This is a genomic window from Burkholderia sp. Bp9142 (genome assembly GCF_003853415.1).
Taxonomy (GTDB): domain Bacteria; phylum Pseudomonadota; class Gammaproteobacteria; order Burkholderiales; family Burkholderiaceae; genus Burkholderia.
Window position 1 is genome coordinate 29,892 of sequence record NZ_QTPP01000019.1, and the last position, 22,238, is coordinate 52,129.

The window sequence follows — 22,238 nt, forward strand, 5'->3', positions numbered from 1 at the left end:
ATTGGCTAAAATGCCATCTTTAAACGGATTCTGGCCACGACCTCGAACACCATGCATACGGTCGCCGTTCTCGCTTTGCCCGATGTCGTCCCGTTCGACCTGGGCGTCGCATGCGACACGTTCGCGCGCGTGCGGTCGCCCGGCGTCCCGCACCCGTACCGTGTGCGCGTGTGCAGCGAGCAGCCGCGCGTCGCCGGCGGTCTGTTCGAGCTGCGCCCCCCGTTTCGTCTCGACGCGCTGGCCGGTGCCGACACGATCGTCGTCCCCGGCACGTCCGTGCCGCTCGCGCCCACGCCGCGCCGCGTGATCGCCGCACTGCGCACGGCGGCCGCGCGCGGATGCCGGATCGCGTCGATCTGCAGCGGCGCGTTCGTGCTCGCCGAAGCCGGGCTGCTCGACGGCCTGCGCGCGACGACGCACTGGCTCGCGGCCGGCGAACTCGCGCGCCGCTATCCGAACGTCGAGGTCGACCCGAACGTGCTGTTCGTCGACAACGGGCAGATCCTGACGTCGGCCGGCGCGGCCGCCGGCCTCGACCTGTGCCTGCACATGATCCAGGCCGACTACGGCGCGGCGGTCGCCGTCGATGCCGCACGCTGCGCGGTCGCGCCGCGCGTGCGGGACGGCGGGCAGGCGCAGTTCATCGCGCCGGAATGGCCGGCCGCCAGCGACGGGCTGCAAGACCTGATGGACTGGCTGCAGGCGAACCTGCACAAGCCGCTCACGCTCGACGAGATGGCCCGCCAGGCGTCGACGAGCGTGCGCACGCTGACGCGGCGCTTTCAGGAGCAGACGGGCACGTCGCCGCGGCAGTGGCTGCAGACCGCGCGCGTGCGGCATGCGCAGCAGTTGCTGGAAGTCACGGAGCTGTCGATCGAGCATGTCGCGACGGAGGCCGGATTCGGTTCGGTCACCGCGTTTCGCGAGCGGTTCGCGCGCATCGTCGGCACGTCGCCGCAGCGGTATCGCCACGCGTTCCGCGCGCGCGCCGGCGCATGACGTTCGCGGCGCACCGGTACGCGATGCGTCGGCCCGGCGACGTGAACCCATGCGCGCACGATCGTCAGGATCGCTACCGAATACCGCCGCCGCCCCGCCTCGCCCGCCCAGGCCCCGCATTCGCGCCAACCGGACTCGATCGATGACCCGCATCCGCAATCACCTGAACATCGCGCAGCTCCAGGCATTCGTCTCCGCCGCGCATCACAAGAGCCTGCGCGCCGCCGCGCGCGAGCTCGGCGTCACGCAGCCCGCGATCACGCATACGATCCGCGAACTCGAAACGGCGCTGAACGCGGAACTGCTCGTGCGCAGCGTGCGCGGCGTCGAGCTGACCGCGTGCGGCCATGCGCTGCTGCCGCGCGCCGAGCAGTTGCTCGGCGACATGCGCCGCACCGTCGAGGCCGTCGAGCAGGTGAAAGGGGAAATGTCGGGGCGCGTCGCGGTCGGCACGATGCCGTCGATCGCGCTGACCGCGCTGCCGCGCGCGGTCACCGCATTCCGCCGGTCGATGCCGAACGTCAGCCTGCATCTCGAGGAAGTGACGGTGCCCGACGCGCTCGCACAGCTGCGCAACGGCACGCTCGACATCGCTGCGATGCACCATGTACCCGTGCTCGACCGCGATTTCACGCAGGTGCCGCTGCTGTCGACCGAATTCACCGTCGTGATGCGCGAAGGCCATCCGCTCGCGCACGCGCGCCGGTTAGAGGAATTGCTCGACGCCGAGTGGATCGTCACGGTCGGCGCCGAGCAGTTCCCGCACAGCGTGATGGTCGGGATGTTCGAGGCGCGCGGGTTGCCGCTGCCGAAGCACCTGCTGCGCTCGCCGATGTCGTTCGCGGTGACGCTCGGGCTGGTCGCGCGCTCCGACGTGATCGGCTGCTTCACGCGCCCGCTGGCCGCGATGGTGGCGCCGCTCGGCATCCGCACGGCCGAACTCGACGAAAGCATGCCGCGCTTCGACCTGTCGATCATCGCGCGCCGCGACCTGCTGCCGACGCCCGCCGTATCGCAATTCGTCACGTGCCTGCAGCGCGCTGTCAACGAAACGCTCGGTTGAATCGTTCCTTCGTCTGAAACGGTCGCGCGAACGCCGCGCCGCCGTCGGGTCCGGTATCGGGGCATGTCCTAGGCGCCCTGCCGGTATTTTGTCTTGATAATCTTCCGCACGTCGCGCGCCCGCATCGGGCAGGCGAAACGGACTGTCCGACGCGAAGCCGCGCCGGGCCGAAGGCTTACGGCGCGGCACAACCGCGCACCCATCGAACAAAACGAGGAGTCACCGAAGTGAAAAAGATTCTTGCGGCTGTGACCGTGGCCCTGCTCGCCGTATCGGCCGGCACGGCATACGCGAAGGACTGGACGACCGTGCGCTTCGGCGTCGACGCGAGCTACCCGCCTTTCGAATCGAAAGATGCGAGCGGCAAGGTGGTCGGCTTCGACGTCGATCTCGGCAACGAAATCTGCCGCCGCATGAACGCGAAGTGCGTGTGGATCGAAAACGACTTCGACGGGATGATCCCGGCGCTGAAGGCCCGCAAGTTCGACGGCGTCCTGTCGTCGATGTCGATGACGCCGGCGCGCCAGGAACAGATCGCGTTCTCGGAGAAGCTGTTCAACACGCCGACGCGCCTCGTCGCGAAGAAGGGCGCGGGCCTGCTGCCGACGGCCGAATCGCTGAAGGGCAAGTCGGTCGGCGTCGAGCAGGGCACGATCCAGGAAACCTACGCGAAGACCTACTGGGCGGCCAAGGGCGTGAAGGTCGTGCCGTACCAGAACCAGGACCAGGTCTACGCCGACCTGATCGCGGGCCGTCTGGACGCCGCGCTGCAGGACGCGGTGCAGGCCGATATCGGCTTCCTGAAGACGCCGCGCGGCGCGGGCTTCGATTTCGCCGGCAAGGATATCGACGATCCGAAGACGCTCGGCAACGGCGCGGGCATCGGCCTGCGCAAGGAAGATACCGACCTGAAGGCGAAGATCGACGGCGCGATCGCCGGCATGCGCAAGGACGGCACGTACGACAAGATCGCGAAGAAGTACTTCGATTTCGACGTGTACGGCAAGTAACGCCGCGCAACGCGCGCTTCGCATCCGCGCAGACGGGCTCCGCAAGGAGCCCGTTTTTTTTGCGCGCGTGCGACCGAAAGCGGTCGGCAACGCCTGCCCGAGGGGCGGCCGGAGCGTTATTTCTTACGCGCCAACCCGATGATTTTCAAAGGAAAATAATGCGACGGGCGCGTGGTTTGATAGGTTCGCGGAAGGCAACGTACAATCGATCTTCCACGCATACCGGATCACTCGCGGCTGCGCCGCGCTCCCCTCATCATGCAAACGCAGACCCATCCGCTGATTTCCCCCGCCGTCGGCACCGAACGCCAGATCACGAGCTTCCACTACGGCCCGCGCGGCGGCAAGAAGGTCTACATCCAGTCGTCGCTGCACGCGGACGAACTGCCCGGCATGCTGGTCGCCACGCTGCTGCGCCGCAAGATCGCCGCGCTCGAGACGGCCGGCAAGCTGCGCGGCGAAGTGGTCATCGTCCCCGTGCCGAACCCGATCGGCCTGTCGCAGCATGTGTTCGGCGATCACCTCGGCCGCTTCGAGCTCGGCTCGATGCAGAACTTCAACCGCAATTTCTACGATCTCGCGGCGCTCGTGCTGCCGCGCATCGAAGGCCGCCTGGCGAACGACGCGCAGCGCAACCTCGCCGCGGTGCGCGCCGCGATGCGCGAGGCGCTCGACGAGCAGAAGCCGCGCACCGAGCTCGAATCGCAGCGCCTCGCGCTGCAGAAGCTGTCGTTCGACGCCGACATCGTGCTCGACCTGCATTGCGACAGCGACGCGGTGATGCACCTCTACACGAACCCCGACCTGTGGGAAGACGTCGAGCCGCTGTCGCGCTACCTGGATGCGCAGGCGTCGCTGCTCGCGCTGAATTCGGTCGGCAATCCGTTCGACGAGATCCACAGCTTCTGCTGGTCGGATCTGCGCAGCCGGTTCGGCGATCGCTTCCCGATCCCGAACGGCGCGATTTCCGTCACGGTCGAACTGCGCAGCGAGCGCGACGTGTCGTACGAATTCGCGGAGAAGGACGCGCAAGCGATCGTCGAATACCTGACCGAGCGCGGCGTCATCGACGGCACGCCCGCGCCGCTGCCGCCGCTGGCGCATCCGGCCACGCCGCTCGCGGGCACCGATCCGCTCGTCGCGCCGGTGTCCGGCGTGATCGTGTTCCGCACGCCGGTCGGCGCGTGGATCGAGGCCGGCCAGGAGGTGGCCGACATCGTCGATCCGCTGACCGATCGCGTGATCACGCTGAAGAGCAGCGTGTCGGGCGTGCTGTACGCGCGCCAGATCGTGCGCTTCGCGACCGCCGGGATGGAAGTCGCGCGCATTGCCGGCGCGACGCCGATCCGCACCGGGTCGCTGCTGTCGGCCTGAGCGGCCCGAGCCGCCCGCCCGCCGCCTCGCGGCGCGCGCCAACGAAATCGCCCGCTTGCGCGGGCGATTTGCTTTCCGGCCTGGCGGGATGCCCGGCGACGCGGCCGGGCGGCGGCGCGCTTGCGCCGGCGTTCAGAACGCCGGCACGATCGCGCCGCCGAACTTCCGGTCGATGAACTTGCGCACGTCGTCCGATTCATAGGCCGCGACGAGCTTCTTCACCCACGGCTTGTCCTTGTCCTGCGCGCGCACCGCGATCAGGTTCGCGTACGGCCCGCGCAGGTCCTCGATCGCGATCGCATCCTTCACCGGCGTGAGCCCGGCCTTCACCGCGTAGTCGGTGTTGATCGACGCGGCGTCGAGGTCGGGCAGCGCGCGCGGCAGTTGCGCGGCGTCGAGTTCGACGATCCTGATCTTCTTCGGATTCTCGGCGACGTCGAGCGGCGTCGCGTTCACGCCGTTCGTGCCGGCCCCCGCCTTCAGCTTGATCACCCCGTATTTCTGCAGCAGCAGCAGCGCGCGGTTGCCGTTCGACGGATCGTTCTGGATTCCGACCTTCGCGCCGGCCGGCAAGTCCTTCAGCGACTTGAGCTGCTTCGAATAGAAGCCCATCGGCGCTGTGTAGGTCAGCCCGACATTGACGATCCTGTAGCCGCGCTGCTTGATCTGGCTGTCGAGAAACGGCTGGTGCTGGAAGCCGTTCGCATCGAGGTCGCCCGCGTCGAGCGCCGCGTTCGGCTGCACGTAGTCGTTGAATTCGATGACCTTGATCGCGAGCCCTTCGCGTGCGGCGACTTTCGTCACCTCGGTCCAGATCTGTGCGTCGGGGCCGCTCATCGTGCCGATCTTCAGCGTCTGCGGATCGGCGTGCGCGCCGGGCGCGGCAAGGGCCAGCGCCGCGGCAAGCGCGCCGAGGCCGGTCAGGATCGAACGTCGCATGGTGTCCTCTTGTCCCGTGTCGTTGTTGAAGCGCGCATCGTGGCACGGGGCCGGAACGGCACCAACCAAGCTTATCTCATGTGCATATTCCTGACTCCGATCGAATCTCAGGCGGAATCGGTATAACTCCCTGCTATACAACCGGGCAAAATCCAGTGTCGCATCGGCGCCACAGGTTCGTCATATGACAAAGGCTGTCACATTCATTACGTGGCCCGCCGATAAAGTTGCGACCGGTCCGTGAAAGCGCCCGCAGAGAGCGCCGGAACCGCAACTGGACACGCCATTTATTCGCTCGGAGAATCCTTTGAACAAGAAACTGTTGACCATCGCCATCCTCGCAGCAACGACTGGCGCGGCACACGCCCAAAGCAGCGTGACCCTGTACGGCGTCATCGATGCCGGTATCAGCTACGTGAACCACAGCAAGACCTCGACCGGCGGCAGCAGCAAGCTGTTCAAGTACGACGACGGCGTGGCCCAGGGCAGCCGTTGGGGCCTGCGCGGCACCGAAGACCTCGGTGGCGGCCTGAAGGCGATCTTCGTGCTCGAAAACGGCTTCAACAGCGGCAACGGCACGATCGGCCAGGGCGGCGCGATCTTCGGCCGTCAAGCCTATGTCGGTCTGAGCCAGTCGCAATACGGCACGGTCACGTTCGGCCGCCAGTATTCGTTCTCGACCGACATCCTCGGCTCGAACTACTCGACGGGCGGCAACACGGTCGCGGGCAACTACGCGTACCACGTCAACGACATCGACCAGCTCACGTCGAGCCGCATCAACAACTCGGTGAAGTTCCAGAGCGCGAACTACGCCGGCTTCACGTTCGGCGCGTTGTACGGCTTCTCGAACTCGACCGACTTCGCCGGCGCACCGTCGACGACGACGGGCACCACGACGACGGCCGGTTCGTCGCGCGCATACAGCTTCGGCCTGAACTACGCGAACGGCCCGTTCTCGCTCGGCGCCGCCTACACGGACATCCGCTTCCCGAGCCAGTCGACGCCGGCCTTCTCGACGTCGATCGCGAACATCGCGCTGACCAACATCCGCGACCTGCGCACGTACGGCGTCGGCGGCCGCTACGTCTTCGGCCCGGCGACGGCATGGCTGCTCTGGACGCGCACGCAGTTCACCCCGATCGCGGCCGGTGCATCGGGCACGTTCTACAACGCGTACGAAGCAGGCGTGAAGTACGCGATCACGCCGGCCCTGTCGGCAGCAGCGGGCTACACGTACACGAACGCAACGCAAAGCGGCAGCTCGGCGCACTGGAACCAGGGCAACCTGGGCCTCGACTACGCGCTCAGCAAGCGTACGGACGTGTACGGCCTGGTCGTCTACCAGAAGGCATCGGGCAACAACGTGCAGGCGCAGATCGGCTCGAGCACGAGCTACTTCAGCACGTCGGGCAACGGTTCGTCGAACCAGTTGGCCGCTCGCGTCGGTATCCGTCACAAGTTCTAAAGCATCCGCTTAACACGCGGATCACGACGGCAAGAAGCGCCCCGCTCCACGCGGGGCGCTTTTTTATGGGCTTTTAAGTTTCGCTTAATTCTGGGCTGAGAGGATGCTCTCACCCCCCCTGTTGGCCGCCTGAGCATCGGCGGCTTTTTTTTTGAGAACCACGACGGCACCGCCATCAACTGCCCACAAGACAGGATCGGAGGCCAAGATGATCGAAGATACCGTTTTCAGCCATCTGCACGCGATTCTGACGCGCCGGCATTCGCTGCCGGTCCAGAGCTGCCGCGTGTCGGTGGAAATGCTGCGCCCGTGGGGCCGCCCGTATCGGCTCGTCGAATGGACGATGCATCTCGACGCGCCCGCGCGGCGCCAGATCGTGCCGGCCGAATCGACCGACGAAGAGATCGCCGAGGTCGTCGCGTCGCACGTGCCGGGCCGCCTGTACGGCGACGGCCGGCTGCAGTTCTGACTCCCGTCGCTCCCCGTCGCGGCCGGCCCGCACGCATCGTGCGGCACTCGGTCTCGTTTGACGCGGCAACGAAGTCTGCTACGCTGCGCGTTTTCGTCCACGCAACACACGATGGAAAACGCATTCAACGAACGCGGCGTGATGGTCACGCGCAACGGCCTGTCGGCCGCCGGGCAGGTCTTTCCGCTGCGTGACATCCGCAACGTCGACGTCGTCAAGATCCCGAAGAATCGCCTCGTGCCGTGGCTGATCTCGCTGACCGGCGTGGCCACCGCCATCGCCGGCGGCATCGGCGCATCGAGCGCCGCGCTGGTCGTCGGCGTGATGCTCGCCGTCGTCGGCTATCTCGCCTGGGCCACGCAGGACATCACGTACCGGCTGATGGTCGAGATGCCCGACGGCAAGCGCGAGGCGCTGTCGAGCGTCGACGTCGAATTCGTCGAGCGCGTCGCGCAGGTCGTGCGCGATGCACGGACGGCGACGGCCGCCGGCTGATTTCCGTTGCGCGCGCCGACCGCCTACCATGAAATGAGCGGCACGCCGCCGCGTCGTTCGAGGAGGTCGGCATGAACCCCCAATCGCTGTCCGGCATGCTGCGCGCGCAGGAACTGCTGCTCGTCTCGATGATCCGCGCGCTGCCTCCCGACACACGCAGCGCGCTCGTCGACCTCTACGCCGAACAGCTCGCGTTCGCCGAACAGACCGGCTTCGAAGGCCACGGCGATCGCGCGACGCACGACGCGTTCATCGTGCATGCGCGCAACCTGTTGATTCGTATCGAATCGCTGGCCTAGCGCAAACCCGCTTCCCCCCGATTTTCTCCCCGCCCGGCTCGCCCGATCCGCGCCGACGGCGCGCGTCCGCCCATGCCGTCTTTCGTTCTTGTATTGATAATTATTCTCATTTACACTGGTAAAGTTATCAGTTGCCTTTCAATTCGCCGTTCGCCGCCTGTCGCGCGCGAACGGGCCAGCCAGGTGAACGCGTCACCCAGCCAGCCTTCGGGCTAGTCATCGTCAATGGGAGACCACCTGTGCATTGCTATCCGCTGGCGCGGCGGCCGATCTGCGCCGCGCTGTTCGGCGCGTTCGGCCTGTCCGCCGCCCCGGCTTACGCCGATTCGTCGCCGCAAGGCGCCAACCCGCCACCTGCCGTCCTGACCACCGCCGCCGCGTCCACGCGCGGCGATGCGGCACTGCTCGACCCCGTCACCGTCACGGCCACCCGTACCGCCACCGCCGCGAGCCGCACGGCCGCGTCCGTGTCGGTGATCACCGACGACGATCTCGAGGAACAGCAGGCCACCCACATCAAGGACGCGCTGCGCTACGAGCCGGGCGTCACGGTGCGCCGCACCGCGTACCGCCCCGGCAGCGCCGCGCTCGGCGGCGGCCGCGACGGCGATTCGAGCATCAACATCCGCGGCCTCGAAGGTAATCGCGTGCTGCTGATGGAAGACGGCATCCGCCTGCCGAGCGCGTTCTCGTTCGGGCCGCTCGAAGCCGGCCGCGGCGACTACGCGGATCTCGACACGCTCAAGCGCATCGAGATCCTGCGCGGGCCGGCGTCGGCGCTGTACGGCAGCGACGGGCTGACCGGCGCGGTGAACTTCATCACGAAGGATCCGCGCGACCTGCTGTCGATCTACGGCAAGCCCACCTACTTCTCGTTCCGGCCGAGCTACGACTCGGCCGACCGCAGCGTCGGCGCGACGGTGTCGGCCGCGGGCGGCAACGACCGCGTGCAGGGGATGATCATCGCCGACGGCCGGCGCGGCCACGAGGTCGACACGCGCGGCGGCAACAACTCGGCGAGCACGCTGCGCACGACGTCGAACCCGCAGGACGTCTACTCGGAATCGCTGCTCGGCAAGCTCGTGCTGACGCCCACCGCGCGCGACACGATCAGGTTCACCGCCGAAACCGTGCAGCGCCGCGTGAGCACCGACGTGCTGTCGGCCATCAACCCGCCCGCCACGCTCGGCCTCACGACGAACGACCGCCTCGAGCGCAACCGCTTCAGCGTCGACTACGATTTCCGCGACGATGCATTCCGCTGGTTCCAGACCGCACACGTGCAGTTCTACTACCAGGACGCGAAGCAGGACCAGTACGCGTTCGAGACGCGCGGCAGGCAACCTTCGCGCTCCCGCGACAACCAGTACAAGGAACGCACGTTCGGCGGCTCCGCGTTCGCCGAAAGTGGCTTCGCGACCGGCCCGTTCGCGCACAAGCTGCTGTATGGCGTCGACGGCAGCGTGTCGCGCGTGACGAACATGCGCGACGGCACGGTGCCGGGCGTCGGCGAAGCGTTCCCGAACAAGGCATTCCCCGACACCGACTACACGCTGTTCGGCGCGTTCGTGCAGGACCAGATCGGCTACGGCCGGCTGCTCGTCACGCCGGGCCTGCGCTTCGACACGTACCGGCTGAGCCCGACCGAAAACGATCCGCTGTTCACCGGCAAGGCCGTGTCGACGAGCGCGAACGAGCTGTCGCCGCGCGTCGCCGTGCTCTACGAGATCACGCCCGCCGTGATCCCGTACGTGCAATACGCGCACGGCTTCCGCGCGCCGACGCCCGATCAGGTGAACAGCAGCTTCTCGAACCCGGTGTACGGCTACACGTCGATCGGCAATCCGAACCTGAAGCCCGAGACGAGCGACACGTTCGAAGCGGGCCTGCGCGGCAAGGCCGGCACCGGCTACGGCGTCGTGCGCTACAGCGCGGCCGCGTTCACCGGCCGCTACCGCAACTTCATCTCGCGCACGACGATCGCCGGCAGCGGCCGCCCGGCCGACCCGTTCGTGTTCCAGTACGTGAACTTCGCCGACGCGCGCATCCACGGCCTCGAAGGCCGCGCCGAATGGGCGATGCCGAACGGCATCACGCTGAAGACGGCGCTGGCGTTCACGAAGGGCTCGACGCAGAACGATGGCGCGGCAAGCCAGCCGCTCGACACGGTCAACCCGTTCTCGGCCGTGTTCGGCGTGCGCTACGAGCCCGGCGAGCGCTGGTTCGTGCAGACCGACCTGCTGTTCCAGGCCGCGAAGCGCGACAAGGACATCCCGGCCGGCGCGTGCCCAGGGGCTAAAACGTCGTGCTTCGCGCCGCCGTCGTCGCTCGTCGTCGACCTGCGTGGCGGCTACCGCTTCAACAAGCACGTGAGCGCGACGATCGGCATCCGCAACCTGTTCGACCGCAAATACTGGAACTGGTCGGACGTGCGCGGCCTCGCGTCCGATGCGCAGGTGCTCGACGCGTATACGTCGTCCGGCCGCACCGTCGCCGTCAGCATGAAAGTGGATTTCTGATGCGCGCCGCCCGCGCTGCCACCCCAACCGTTACTTGAAGGAGTCCGACATGATGCATTCCGCCGTTCCCGGTCAGCCGGCCACGCCGGCCCGCGCGCCCGCCGCATTGCGCGACGCGTTCGTCAAGCTCAAGACCGAGCGCCAGCTGCGCAACCGCGACGTCGCGCAGGCGCTCGGCGTCAGCGAAGGCGAAGCGCTCGCCGCGTTCGCCGGCGAACACGTGGTGCGGCTCGACGCGCGCTTTCCGGCGATGTTCGAGGAAATGCCGCGCCTCGGCCGCGTGATGGCGCTCACGCGCAACGACACGGCCGTCCACGAGAAGGACGGCGAATACGCGCAGATGAGCCACGACGGCCCGGTCGGCCTCGCGCTCGGCGACATCGACCTGCGCATCTTCTACCGTCACTGGGCGTCCGCGTTCGCGGTGCGCGACGATACCGCGCACGGTCCGCTGAGGAGCCTGCAGTTCTTCGACGCGCAAGGCCACGCGATCCACAAGGTCTATCTGCGCGCGCACAGCGATCACGCGGCGTACGACGCGTTCGTCGAACGCTGGCGCGCGGCGTCGCAGGAGCCGGGGCTCGACGTCGTGCCCGCCGCACCGAAAACGCCCGAGCGCGCCGACACCGAAATCGACGTCGCGGGTTTTCGCGCCGCGTGGGACGCGATGACCGACACGCACCAGTTCTTCGGCATCACGCAGCGCTTCGGCGTGAGCCGCATGCAGGCGCTGCGCCTCGCCGATCCGCAATACGCGTATCCGGTCGAAGCGGCGCGCGCACTGCGCCACGTGCTCGAACGGGCCGCGCAGAGCGGCCAGCCGATCATGGTGTTCGTCGGCAACGCGGGGATGATCCAGATCCACACGGGCCCTGTCGCGAACGTGCGCGAGGTCGGCGCGTGGATCAACGTGCTCGATCCGGGCTTCAACCTGCACGTGCGCGAGGACCTGATCGCCGCCGCGTGGGTCGTGAAGAAGCCGACGAGTGACGGCATCGTCACGTCGCTCGAACTGTTCGACCGCCAGGGCGACCACGTCGCGCTGCTGTTCGGCGAGCGCAAGCCCGGCAAGCCCGAGCGCGACGACTGGCGCGCGCTCGTCGCGACGCTGCCGGCGGCCGCGCACGGAGACGCGCGGTGAGCGCGCGATCGTTCGATCCGGCGCGCCGCGTCGTGCTGGCGAGCGCGGTCGCCGGTGCGCTCGCGGGCGCGCTGCCCGGCCGCGCGCTGGCGCAGGCTGCCCCCCAGCGCGTCGTCGTGATCGGCGGCGCGCTCGCGGAAACGGCATTCGCACTCGGCGGCGCCGAGACGCGCGGCTACCGGCTCGTCGGCGCCGATACGACCTGCACGTATCCCGACGCCGCGAAGCGCCTGCCGAAGGTCGGCTACCAGCGCGCGCTGTCGGCCGAAGGCCTGCTGTCGCTGCGTCCCGACCTCGTGCTCGCGTCGGCGGAAGCCGGCCCGCCCACCGCGATCGCGCAGGTGAAAAGCGCCGGCGTCACGGTGACGACCTTCGACGAGCGCCACGACGTCGACTCGGTGCGCGCGAAGATCACCGGCGTCGCGCAGGCGCTCGACGTGCGTGATGCGGGCACCGCGCTGTTGCAGCGCTTCGACCGCGACTGGCAGGCCGCGCGCGATACGGTCGCCGCACGCGTACCCGGCGGCGCGCAGCCGCCGCGCGTGCTGTTCGTGCTGAACCACACCGGCAACCAGGCGCTCGTCGCCGGCCAGCGCACGGCCGCCGACGCGATGATCCGCTACGCGGGCGCGCGCAACGCGATGCAGGGCTTCGATCACTACAAGCCGCTGACGACCGAGGCGCTCGCCGCCGCCGCGCCTGACGTCGTGCTGATCTCCGACGAAGGGCTGGCGGCCGTCGGCGGACGCGCCGCGCTGCTCGCCGCGCCCGGTTTCGGCGCGACGCCGGCCGGCCGCGCGCAGCGTGTCGTCGCGCTCGACGCGCTGCTCCTGCTCGGCTTCGGCCCGCGCCTGCCGCTCGCCGTCACGACCCTGCACCGGCGCCTGTCGGATGCGCTCGCCTGATTCCGGATCGTCACGATGCCCGCTCACGCCTCGTCCTTTCCTGCCCCGTCGCCCGCCGCTCGCCTCGGCGCCGCACGCATCGGCACGTCGCGCCGCCATGCGCCGCTCGCGCTGGCGATGCTGGCGCTCCTCGTCGGCGCAATGTCCGTCGTCGCGCTGTGCGTCGGCGCGTATCGCATTCCGCTCGCGGAGGCGTGGGCCGCGCTGACCGGGGAAACTGCCGCACAGCAAGCGCGCGCCGTGCTGTTCGACATCCGCGCGCCGCGCGTCGCGCTGGCGCTGCTGGTCGGCGGCGGCTTCGGCGCGGCCGGCGCCGCGATGCAGGCGCTGTTCCGCAATCCGCTCGCCGATCCGGGGCTCGTCGGCGTATCGAGCGGCGCGGCGCTCGGCGCGACGACGACGATCGTGCTCGGCCCCGCGCTGTTCGCCGCGCACGTGCATGCGGCCGCGTTGCCCGTTGCCGCGTTCGCCGGCGCACTCGCGGTCGCGGCGCTCGTCTATCGGCTCGCCGCGTCGCGCGGCCGCCTCGCGCTGCCGCTGCTGCTGCTCGCCGGTATCGCGATCAATGCGCTGGTCGGCGCGGCGATCGGGCTGCTCACGTTCGTCGCCGACGATGCGCAGTTGCGCTCGCTGACGTTCTGGAGCCTCGGCAGCCTCGGCGGCGCGCAATGGTCCGCGCTGGCGGCCGTCGCGCCGTGCGTCGCGATCGGCTGCGTGCTGCTCGCGCGCGAACGCGATGCGCTGAATGCGCTGCAGCTCGGCGAAACCGAAGCGCTGCACCTCGGCGTGCCGGTGCAGCGGCTCAAGCGCCGTGTGCTCGTCGCGGTCGCGCTCGCGGTCGGTGCGCTCGTGTCGTGTGCGGGCATCATTGGCTTCATCGGGCTCGTCGCGCCGCACTGCGTGCGCCTCGCGTGCGGCCCCGACCAGCGGGTCGTGCTGCCCGGCGCCGCGCTGCTCGGCGCGCTGCTGACGCTCGCGGCCGATCTCGCCGCGCGCACGATCGCCGCGCCCGCCGAGATTCCGCTCGGCGTGCTGACCGCGCTGCTCGGCGCGCCGTTCTTTCTCGCGCTGCTGTGGAAAAGCCGCGGCGCGCTCGGCGGCTGACCCTTCACTCCACTCATCATGCTGACCGCCCATCATCTCGACGTCGCCCGCCGGCACCACGCCGTGCTTCGCAACCTGTCGCTGTCGATCGAACCCGGCCGCGTGACCGCGCTGCTCGGCCGCAACGGCGCGGGCAAGAGCACGCTGCTCAAGACCTTCGCGGGCGAACTGACCGGCAGCGTCGCGCCGAACGGCGTGCGCGTGACCGGCGACATCACGCTGAACGGCGAGCCGCTCACACGCATCGACGCGCCCCAGCTCGCGCGCCTGCGCGCCGTGCTGCCGCAGGCCGCGCAGCCGGCGTTTCCGTTCAGCGTCGACGAGATCGTGCTGCTCGGCCGCTATCCGCATGCGCGGCGCGGCGGCGCGCGGCACGTGATCGCGCACCGCGATCGCGACATCGCGTGGCAGGCGCTCGAGCGCGCGGGCGCCGACGCGCTCGTCGGCCGCGATGTGACGACATTGTCGGGCGGTGAGCTCGCCCGCGTGCAGTTCGCGCGCGTGCTCGCGCAGCTGTGGCCGGACGACGACGCGCTAAAAACGCTCCCGCGCTACCTGCTGCTCGACGAGCCGACCGCCGCGCTCGATCTCGCGCATCAGCACCGGCTGCTCGATACCGTGCGCACGGTCGCGCGCGAATGGCGGCTCGGCGTGCTCGCGATCGTCCACGATCCGAACCTCGCCGCGCGGCACGCGGATACGATCGCAATGCTCGCGGATGGCTCGATCGTCGCGCATGGCGCGCCGCGCGACGTGATGACGCCCGCCCATATCGCGCGGTGCTACGGGTTCGCGGTAAAGATGGTCGAAACCGGCGACGGTGCGCCGCCGGTGATGGTGCCCGCGTAGCGCACGCGCCCCACGGACGTCGCATCGTTCGATATCCCGCGTTGCCTTGCCGATAACCGCCGATTCCCCCGGCCGATCCGGAAGGCGACGCCTTTCAGGTGATGCAGCCGGACTGAATCGCGGCGCGCGGGCCGCGCTCAATGCCCGACATCCGCCGCGCCGAAGGTCCGCATCTTCCATCCGAGCCGCACGGCAAGCATCCGCATCGTGAAGCCCGCCGCCAGCGCGACTGCCGTCGCGAACCCGGCGTCGATGCCGAGATGCTGGATCCCGACATACAGCGCGCCCGTGACGAACGCGACGCTCGCGTAGAGCTCCTCGCGCAGGATCAGCGGCATCTCGTTGCACAGCAGGTCGCGCAGCATCCCGCCGCACACGCCGGTGATCGCACCGGCCAGCACGACGATGATCGGCGCCGTGCCCGTCGACGCGCCGACGTCGCAGCCGATGATCGTAAACGCCGCAAGGCCGATCGCGTCGACCGTGACGAACAGCGTCTTCATGCGCGCGACGTGCCGCGCGGCCCACGACGCGACGGTCGCCGCGGCCAGCGTGATCACGAGGTACCCGGGATGCGCGATCCAGCCGAGCGGATAGTGACCGAGCAGCACATCGCGCACGGTGCCGCCGCCGAGCGCGGTCACCGCGCCGACGAGCGCGAGCCCGAAGCGGTCCATCCCGCGCCGCATGCCCATCAGCGCGCCCGACATCGCTTCCGCGACGATCGCGATCAGATAAAGCGTATGCATCGCGCGCCTCAGTCTTCGGTACGAAACAGGTCGAGCACACGTTCGCGTTCGGCCGCATCGACGGCGGCGGGCACCGGCTCGTCGGGCTTGCCGTGCGCGTCCGGTGCATCGGACGCCGCCGCCCCGCCGCACGCGAAGCGGCTGCGGATGAACGGCGGCACGTCGGCGGTGCACGTGCCGCGCGTGTATTCGGCGTAGACGAAGTCGCCATCGACGAGCGCGACATCTTGCGGCGGCGTCGCGTCGATTTGCGTACGTCCATCGACAGCCGTCTTCATGTAGTCGAGCCAGACCGGCAGCGCGAGCGTCGCGCCGGTCGCGCGCCCCAACGGGCGCGGCGTGTCGTAGCCGAGCCACGCGACCGCGACGATGCCCGACGAATAGCCGGCGAACCACACGTCCTTCGAGCCGTTCGACGTGCCGGTCTTGCCGGCCGCGTCGTCGCGGCGCAGCGCGAGCGCGCCGCGCGCGGTGCCGGCCTTCACGACGTCGCGCAGCATGCTGTCCATCACGAACGCGTTGCGCGCCGACACGACGCGTTCGCCGGCCGGCGCCGTGGCCTCGTACATCGCGCCGCCGTGACGCTGCTTCACCGACAGGATCAGGCGCGGCTCCATCCGCGTCCCGCCGTTCGCGAACACGCTGTATGCACTCGCCAGTTCGAGCGGTGTCACGGCGCCCGCGCCAAGTGCGAGCGGCAGCGACGCCGGATTGCGCTGCGCGTCGAAGCCGAAGTGCACCGCGTGCTGCTGCACGTAGCGCGCGTCGGCGGCCTGCATCAGGTTGACGGCAACAAGGTTCTTCGAGCGCACGAGCCCGCGCCGCACCGCGATGAAGCCTTCGTAGCGGTTGCCGAAATTGCGCGGACGCCACGGCCGCGCGCCGGTTTCCGCACGCGTGAGCGTGCGCTGCGTATCGTCGACGAGCACGCCCGGGAAGTAGCCCTTCTCGAGCGCCGCCGAATAGACGAACGGCTTGAAGCTCGAACCCGGCTGGCGATACGCCTGCAATGCGTGGTCGAACACGTTGCCGTTGAAATCCGCGCCGCCGACGAGCGCGAGCATGTCGCCCGTCGCCGCATCCAGCGACACGAGCGCGCCTTCGAGCCCGTTGCGCGCATCGCGTTTCGCGGGCTGGCGGCGCAGCGTGCGCGCGAGTGCGGCTTCGGCCGCGCGCTGGTCGCGCATCGAGATCGTCGTGGTCACGTCGAGGCCGAGCGTGTAGGCGTCGTCGTGAAAGCGCTCGACCATCATCCGGCGCGCGCGTTCGGCAACGTACGGCGCGGCGACGATTCCCGGCGGCGGCGTGGTCGCGAGCGCGATCGGCGCGTCGGCGGCCGCACGATACGTCGCGTCGTCGAGCTCGCCGAGTGCATGCATGCGGCCGAGCACGTAGTTGCGTCGCGCGGTCGCGCGCGCCGGATTGACGACCGGGTTGAACGCCGACGGCGCCTTCGGCAGCCCGGCGAGCACGGCCGCTTCGCCCGCGCTCAGCGCGTCGAGCGGCTTGCCGAAATAGACGTGCGCGGCCGCCGCGAACCCATACGCGCGCTCGCCGAGATAGATTTCGTTCATGTACAGCTCGAGCAGCTTGTCCTTGCCGTATTCGCGTTCGAGCTTGATCGCCATCAGGATCTCGGCGAGCTTGCGGCTCAGCACCTTGTCACGCGTCAGGTAGAAGTTGCGTGCGACCTGCATCGTGATCGTGCTGCCGCCCTGCCCCGGCTGCCCGGTCACGACGTTCGCGAACGTCGCCCGCGCGAGGCCGCCGACATCGATCGCGCCGTGCTGGTAGAACTTCGCGTCCTCGGCCGCGAGCAGCGCCTGGCGCATCAGCGGCGGAATGCGTTCGAGCGGCACGAACTCGCGACGCTCGATGCCGTATTCGGCCAGAAGGTCGCCGTCGCGCGAGAAAACCCGCAGCGGCAGCGCGGGACGATAGACGGCGAGATGCTCGACCGACGGCAGCTGTGTCCAGATGCGATCGATCGTCCATGCGCCGATGCCCGCGCATGCGAGCGTCAGGCCGAGCACAGCGCCCGCGAGCGTGCGCCATCCACGGCGGCGCGGTGATGCGGGAGGTGGCGCTGGTGACGGTGGCGGGTTGGCGGTGTGGTCGGTCATGCGGGCTCCTTCTTCGATGCGGCGACAGCGGGCGCTCGAGCGGCGCCCGTCGGTCACGGAAGGCGCGCATTGTCGAAGGGATGACGCGAAACCGGAACATTCTTTAGCCAAAGTTTGGCTGGCTGAATTTTATTAAGGAAAGCGCGCCGGCGCCGTTCACGCGCCGCGCGCGGGCTCGCGATGCGCGACCGGTCGAGGCGCACTGCGCGCAACGCGCTTCGCCTGTACCATCGCCTGATGTTCGATCGATACCTCGGCCTGTGGGGCCTCGTTCCCGACGGCGGCCCGATCCTGACCGCGAGCGGCGGCCTGCTGCCTGTCGTCTGGCACGCGCGACCGGCAATGCTGAAGGTCGCCACCTGCGACGAAGAGCGGCGCGGCAATGCGCTGATGACCTGGTGGAACGGGCATGGCGCCGCACAGGTCTGGCTGCACGACGGCGACGCGATCCTGCTCGAACGTGCGCAGCCCGCGCCGACGCTCGCCGGCTTTTCGGCATCGGGCCACGACGACGATGCGATACGCATCGCGTGCGACGTCGTCGCGCGGCTGCACGCGCATCGCGCACCGGCGCCGCCCGCAACCGTGCCTTTGCACGACTGGTTCTACGCGCTGCTGTCGCTCGACACGGGCGACGACGTGCTGCGCCGCTCGGCAACGCGCGCCCACCAACTGCTGGCCGTGCCGCCCGTCGACGAAGTCGTCCTGCACGGCGACATCCATCACGACAACATTCTCCATTTCGGCGATCGCGGCTGGCGCGCGATCGACCCGAAAGGGCTGCGCGGCGAGCGTGCGTTCGACTACGCGAACCTGTTCTGCAATCCCGCGCACGACATCGCGGTCGACCCGGCGCGCTTCGAGCGTCGCGTCATGCTCGTCGCCGAGGCGGCGCAGCTCGACCGGCATCGGTTGCTGCAATGGATACACGCGTGGGCAGGCTTGTCCGCGGTCTGGCTGATGGAAGCCGAGCTGCCGCCCGATACGCGGCTGCAGGTTGCGGCACTCGCCGCAGCCGCACTCGGCGAATAGCACACGCGCTCACGCCGGCCGCATCGAACCGCATCTCCAACAAAAAACCCGCCGGCTTGCACCGGCGGGCTTTCACATCCGACTGCTTCCTCGACGCTCAGCGCGCGGGATTCAGCGTCAGGTTCATGTGACGGTTCACATCCTTGTACAGCAGGTAGCGGAAGCGGCCAGGGCCGCCCGAATAGCATGCCTGCGGGCAGAACGCGCGCAGCCACATGAAGTCGCCCGCTTCCACCTCGACCCAATCCTGGTTCAGGCGATAGACGGCCTTGCCTTCGAGCACGTACAGGCCGTGCTCCATCACGTGCGTCTCGGCGAACGGAATCACGCCGCCCGGCTCGAACGTCACGATGTTCACGTGCATGTCGTGACGCATGTCGCTCATGTCGACGAAGCGCGTCGTGACCCATGCGCCGTTGGTGCCCGGCATCGGGATCGGCTCGACGTCCTGCTCGTTGGTCACGAACGCTTCCGGCAGCGGAATGCCGTCGACGGCCTGATAGTGCTTGCGGATCCAGTGGAAACGCACGGCGGCATCGCTGACGTTGTGCAGCGTCCAGTCGGCGCCCGGCGGAATGAACGCGTAACCGCCCGGCTTCAGCGCATGCGTCTTGCCCTGCAGCGTCAGCTCGGCCTCGCCTTCGACGACGAACAGCACGGCTTCCGCGTTCTTGTCCTGCTCGGGCTTGTCGCTGCCGCCACCCGGGCTCACTTCGACGATGTACTGCGAGAAGGTTTCGGCGAAACCCGACAGCGGACGCGCGATCACCCACAGGCGCGTGCTGGTCCAGAACGGCAGCCAGCTCGTGACGATGTCGCGCATCACGCCCTTCGGAATGACCGCGTACGCCTCGGTGAACATCGCGCGATCGGTCAGCAGATCGGTCTGCGGCGGGTGGCCGCCATGCGGCGCGTAATACGTTGTCTTAGACATAAGGCATCCAGGCAATGGGTTGGTCCGGCCCCGGGTCGCAACGGCAGGCGCGGCACGCGCGTGGGGCACGCATGCGGCGGCGGGACATCGTTGCCGGGGTGGCTTGAAGGCGCGGGCGCCTTCATTCGGTCGGCCAGGCTTCGCGACGGGTCCGTCCGGTTCAGCGGGCGGGGCGACCCATGCTTGCGGGTCCGGCGGCCGGGCCGCGGACACTCGGGGTCATGCGGCGGGGCACGGGGGACCGCACGGTTCGATTCCGTACGCGGGCAGCGTTGACGATAGCGAAGTCGATCCTGATCGACCAATTAAATGTTGCGATGACATCCATTCGATTTCGCACTACCCGCCGGCGTCCGCGATGCCCGGTGCACGCGTGCCGCGGACGATCGGCGCATCAGGGAAATCCTGATGGCCGGACGGCATTCAGGGGCGCGGGAACGGTGGCGCGCCCGGTGCGCATCGATCAGCGATATCGAATGGTGTCTGCCAAACCTGCCCAGCTGCGTGTCGGTGCAACGGGCGATGTGGTCTACCAGCGGGAAAGGTCAAGCGGGAGGGAGCGTGCCAACCCGTCGAGCGGGGCTGGGCATGAACTGCCGAAGGGGATGAAGGGAGATGAAGGCCGCCGGTCCTGCCGGCGATGGCGGCCCGGCTGAGGCCGCCGGGCCGGCTGTCGGATCGGGTGCCGACGCGTCGGGCGCGCCGGTGCGCATACCGCGCACCGTGCCGCGCCCGCGGCGATCAGTCCCAGTCGCGGTGATGGCGATGCTTGCGGTGACGATAGCCGCGATCGCCACGATAGCCGCCGTCGTACGAGTTGCGCGACAGGTTGCCGCCGAGCGCCGCGCCGGCGCCACCGCCGACTGCCGCGCCCAGCAGGCCGCCCGTGCGGCCGCCCATCGCGTTGCCGGCCGCGGTACCCGCGCCGCCGCCGAGTGCGCCACCGATGATCGCGCCGGTGCGCTCGTGACGGTTCGCCGTCACCGCGCCGCCCGCGCCGCCGCCGATCGCGCCGCCGATCACGGAGCCCGTGCTGCCGCCGACCGCGCCGCCGACCGCTGCGCCGGCGACCCCGCCGAGCGCGCCGCCAAGCGCGTTGTTCATGTCACCGGCCATCGCCGGCAATGCGGTCGCGCCGGTCAGCACGGCGACGACGAGAGTGGGGGCAATTTTCTTCCACATTCCCGTATTCTTCCTTGTTCGCAATCTGGTTATCGAAGGTCCGCTCGATACGTCGATCTGAACCGATCGGCGTCGATGCCGGCATTGTGCCGAATCCCGGACCAATTCATTTCAATGAGCTTGCGGCGAAGAATAGCACCGGTCGTGCCCCCTTGCCGTCGCCATTCTGGTAACAAGTTGTTTACCGGAAGCGGACTCGGAAAGGCTTGCCGAAACATCGTGCGAAGCCCGCCGGCAAAGGCGCCGGCGAGGATCGACCGGCCGGGATGACCCGGCCGGAAGCGTCGGCATCGCGGGTTCGGACACAGGTGGCAACACATCCGCTCGCGTCGTGGGGCGGGAACCAGCCCGCCCCGCCCGTCCGAACGGGAACGAGGGTCAATACACGCCCGGAACCAGCCGCCAGGTGTGCGCGCAGTACGCGTCGTATTCGGCGCCGAATTGCGCGCGCAGCAGCGCTTCCTCGGAGCGGATGCGCGCGACGAGCGGGATCATCGTCAGCGCGACGAGCAGCAGCCCGACGCCCGAGCGGAACGCGAACGCCCAGCCGATCGCATTGACGAGCAGGCCGAGATAGCTCGGGTTGCGTATGCGGTGATAGATGCCGCTCGTCACCAGCGTGTGGCCCGGCTGGATCGCGACGAGCCCGCTGAAGCGCTTGCCGAGCACGAACACGGGCCAGATGCGCAGCACGCCGCCGGCGGCATACAGCACGACGCCGATCCAGCGCACCGTGTCGCCGCCGAAGGTCCACACGTCGAGCCGGTCGGTCAGCGCGGGCAGATAGGCGAGCAGGAACCCGCTCACCGCGAAGGCCGCGAGCACCCAGCGGTTGTCGCGGTTCTCGCGTTCGCCGGCGCTCAGGTTGCCTTCGGTGAACAACGCGGCAACGGCCAGCGCGAGCGTCGCGACGGCAATGGCGGTCAGTTGCGGATGTGAGAAAAAGGCAGCGAACCCGCCGATGCCGAGCACGGCGAGCCCGAGATAGACGAGCGTGGAAACGCCCGACACGATTGCGACCTTGCGCGTCACGGCCATGGCTGCCTCGCCGGGGTGGGCTTTCCTGTGAAGTATAGGAGCCCGGGCGAGCGATGCGCAGGCGCGCCGTCATGCGGCGCGCGAATCGTCCTTGCGAGAAGCGGCGGCGCGTCGAACGACGTGGTCGATCGACGTGCGGGCGGCGCCCGCGCCCGCCGCGTGGTCAGCGGATGCGGAAGTTGCCGCCGATCCCGACACTGACGGGCGGTGCGTAATACGCGGGCGCATAGCCGTAGTAGGCCGGTGCGGGTGCGTAGCCGTAAGGCGGTGCGACGTAGCAGCCGGACAGGCCGGCGATCAGCGCAAACGTGATGAGAACTTTGTACATGGCTCGATTCCCGGCGAAGAGGACACATGACACCTTGCGAACGCCGGGCCGTCGCGACTTGCGACGGCCGGCACGAAAGGGGGACGCGCCCTTCCTGTCGCTCGATGAAGCAATGCGCGGAGTCTAGCGCCGGGGCAGCCGGGACGAGTTTCGCGCGCGGTTACACGTGTTACCGAGCGTGACCGCTGAAACAGATGCGAACGGCGTCGCGGTGCGCG

At 68.9% G+C, this 22,238-nt stretch carries 21 protein-coding genes; 14 read left to right on the forward strand and 7 right to left on the reverse strand.

Annotation, left to right across the window (positions count from 1 at the left end):
* Positions 1-51 precede the first annotated feature (51 nt).
* The 4 genes from DIE22_RS21000 to DIE22_RS21015 all read left to right on the forward strand — a co-directional run bounded on the left by DIE22_RS21000 (position 52) and on the right by DIE22_RS21015 (position 4,446).
* A complete protein-coding gene (locus tag DIE22_RS21000; RefSeq protein WP_124606024.1) occupies positions 52-999 on the forward strand; it encodes a GlxA family transcriptional regulator in 948 nt (315 codons plus the stop codon).
* A gap of 142 nt (positions 1,000-1,141) precedes the next feature.
* Positions 1,142-2,062: a LysR family transcriptional regulator gene (locus DIE22_RS21005; protein WP_185640660.1), complete on the forward strand. Its 921-nt coding sequence runs from the start codon at positions 1,142-1,144 to the stop codon at positions 2,060-2,062.
* A 227-nt stretch (positions 2,063-2,289) separates the two neighbouring features.
* Complete coding sequence (locus tag DIE22_RS21010; RefSeq protein WP_124497228.1) at positions 2,290-3,072, forward strand: ABC transporter substrate-binding protein; 783 nt, start codon at positions 2,290-2,292, stop codon at positions 3,070-3,072.
* A gap of 258 nt (positions 3,073-3,330) precedes the next feature.
* The gene (locus DIE22_RS21015; RefSeq protein ID WP_124497229.1) at positions 3,331-4,446 is read left to right on the forward strand and encodes a succinylglutamate desuccinylase/aspartoacylase family protein; all 1,116 of its coding nucleotides are present in this window, start codon (positions 3,331-3,333) and stop codon (positions 4,444-4,446) included.
* A 132-nt stretch (positions 4,447-4,578) separates the two neighbouring features.
* Here the strand turns inward: DIE22_RS21015 and DIE22_RS21020 are convergent, their stop codons facing one another.
* Positions 4,579-5,385 carry a MetQ/NlpA family ABC transporter substrate-binding protein gene (locus tag DIE22_RS21020; RefSeq protein ID WP_124606025.1) on the reverse strand — a complete coding sequence of 269 codons (807 nt, stop codon included), beginning with the start codon at positions 5,383-5,385 and terminating at the stop codon, positions 4,579-4,581.
* 307 nt (positions 5,386-5,692) lie between these two features.
* Here DIE22_RS21020 and DIE22_RS21025 point away from each other — a divergent pair, with 307 nt between their 5' ends.
* The 9 genes from DIE22_RS21025 to DIE22_RS21065 all read left to right on the forward strand — a co-directional run bounded on the left by DIE22_RS21025 (position 5,693) and on the right by DIE22_RS21065 (position 14,634).
* Positions 5,693-6,853: a porin gene (locus DIE22_RS21025; protein ID WP_124497231.1), complete on the forward strand. Its 1,161-nt coding sequence runs from the start codon at positions 5,693-5,695 to the stop codon at positions 6,851-6,853.
* A 208-nt stretch (positions 6,854-7,061) separates the two neighbouring features.
* Positions 7,062-7,322 (forward strand): DUF2866 domain-containing protein, encoded by a 261-nt coding sequence (locus tag DIE22_RS21030; RefSeq protein ID WP_124497232.1) that lies wholly within the window; start codon positions 7,062-7,064, stop codon positions 7,320-7,322.
* 111 nt (positions 7,323-7,433) lie between these two features.
* A complete protein-coding gene (locus DIE22_RS21035) occupies positions 7,434-7,817 on the forward strand; it encodes a DUF6232 family protein (RefSeq protein WP_124606026.1) in 384 nt (127 codons plus the stop codon).
* Positions 7,818-7,888: 71 nt separating this feature from the next.
* The gene (locus DIE22_RS21040) at positions 7,889-8,116 is read left to right on the forward strand and encodes a hypothetical protein (RefSeq protein WP_124497234.1); all 228 of its coding nucleotides are present in this window, start codon (positions 7,889-7,891) and stop codon (positions 8,114-8,116) included.
* 239 nt (positions 8,117-8,355) lie between these two features.
* Entirely contained in the window at positions 8,356-10,635 is a 2,280-nt protein-coding gene (locus DIE22_RS21045) for a TonB-dependent hemoglobin/transferrin/lactoferrin family receptor (protein WP_124606027.1), read from the forward strand.
* A gap of 49 nt (positions 10,636-10,684) precedes the next feature.
* Positions 10,685-11,776 (forward strand): hemin-degrading factor, encoded by a 1,092-nt coding sequence (locus DIE22_RS21050; RefSeq protein WP_124606028.1) that lies wholly within the window; start codon positions 10,685-10,687, stop codon positions 11,774-11,776.
* A complete protein-coding gene (locus DIE22_RS21055) occupies positions 11,773-12,681 on the forward strand; it encodes a hemin ABC transporter substrate-binding protein (RefSeq protein ID WP_124606029.1) in 909 nt (302 codons plus the stop codon). Before DIE22_RS21050 ends, DIE22_RS21055 begins: the two co-directional genes overlap by 4 nt.
* A gap of 15 nt (positions 12,682-12,696) precedes the next feature.
* On the forward strand, positions 12,697-13,785 hold the full coding sequence (locus DIE22_RS21060) for an iron ABC transporter permease (RefSeq protein ID WP_124606030.1): 1,089 nt from the start codon (positions 12,697-12,699) through the stop codon (positions 13,783-13,785).
* A gap of 18 nt (positions 13,786-13,803) precedes the next feature.
* Entirely contained in the window at positions 13,804-14,634 is an 831-nt protein-coding gene (locus DIE22_RS21065; protein WP_124606031.1) for a heme ABC transporter ATP-binding protein, read from the forward strand.
* A gap of 137 nt (positions 14,635-14,771) precedes the next feature.
* Here DIE22_RS21065 and DIE22_RS21070 read toward each other — a convergent pair whose 3' ends face one another.
* Both DIE22_RS21070 and DIE22_RS21075 read right to left on the reverse strand, forming a co-directional pair.
* Positions 14,772-15,383, reverse strand: a complete 612-nt coding sequence (locus tag DIE22_RS21070; RefSeq protein ID WP_124497240.1) for a trimeric intracellular cation channel family protein — start codon at positions 15,381-15,383, stop codon at positions 14,772-14,774.
* Positions 15,384-15,391: 8 nt separating this feature from the next.
* Entirely contained in the window at positions 15,392-17,506 is a 2,115-nt protein-coding gene (locus tag DIE22_RS21075; RefSeq protein WP_124606032.1) for a penicillin-binding protein 1A, read from the reverse strand.
* 237 nt (positions 17,507-17,743) lie between these two features.
* Between DIE22_RS21075 and DIE22_RS21080 the strand changes: the two genes are divergently transcribed.
* Entirely contained in the window at positions 17,744-18,538 is a 795-nt protein-coding gene (locus DIE22_RS21080) for an aminoglycoside phosphotransferase family protein (RefSeq protein WP_124606033.1), read from the forward strand.
* A 97-nt stretch (positions 18,539-18,635) separates the two neighbouring features.
* Here DIE22_RS21080 and DIE22_RS21085 read toward each other — a convergent pair whose 3' ends face one another.
* The 4 genes from DIE22_RS21085 to DIE22_RS38290 form a co-directional block, all read right to left on the reverse strand.
* On the reverse strand, positions 18,636-19,472 hold the full coding sequence (locus DIE22_RS21085; RefSeq protein WP_124497243.1) for a bifunctional allantoicase/(S)-ureidoglycine aminohydrolase: 837 nt from the start codon (positions 19,470-19,472) through the stop codon (positions 18,636-18,638).
* Positions 19,473-20,213: 741 nt separating this feature from the next.
* A complete protein-coding gene (locus DIE22_RS21095; RefSeq protein WP_124497245.1) occupies positions 20,214-20,654 on the reverse strand; it encodes a hypothetical protein in 441 nt (146 codons plus the stop codon).
* A gap of 378 nt (positions 20,655-21,032) precedes the next feature.
* Entirely contained in the window at positions 21,033-21,692 is a 660-nt protein-coding gene (locus DIE22_RS21100) for a methyltransferase family protein (protein ID WP_124497246.1), read from the reverse strand.
* A 163-nt stretch (positions 21,693-21,855) separates the two neighbouring features.
* A complete protein-coding gene (locus tag DIE22_RS38290) occupies positions 21,856-22,020 on the reverse strand; it encodes a hypothetical protein (protein ID WP_014900893.1) in 165 nt (54 codons plus the stop codon).
* Positions 22,021-22,238: the final 218 nt, after the last annotated feature.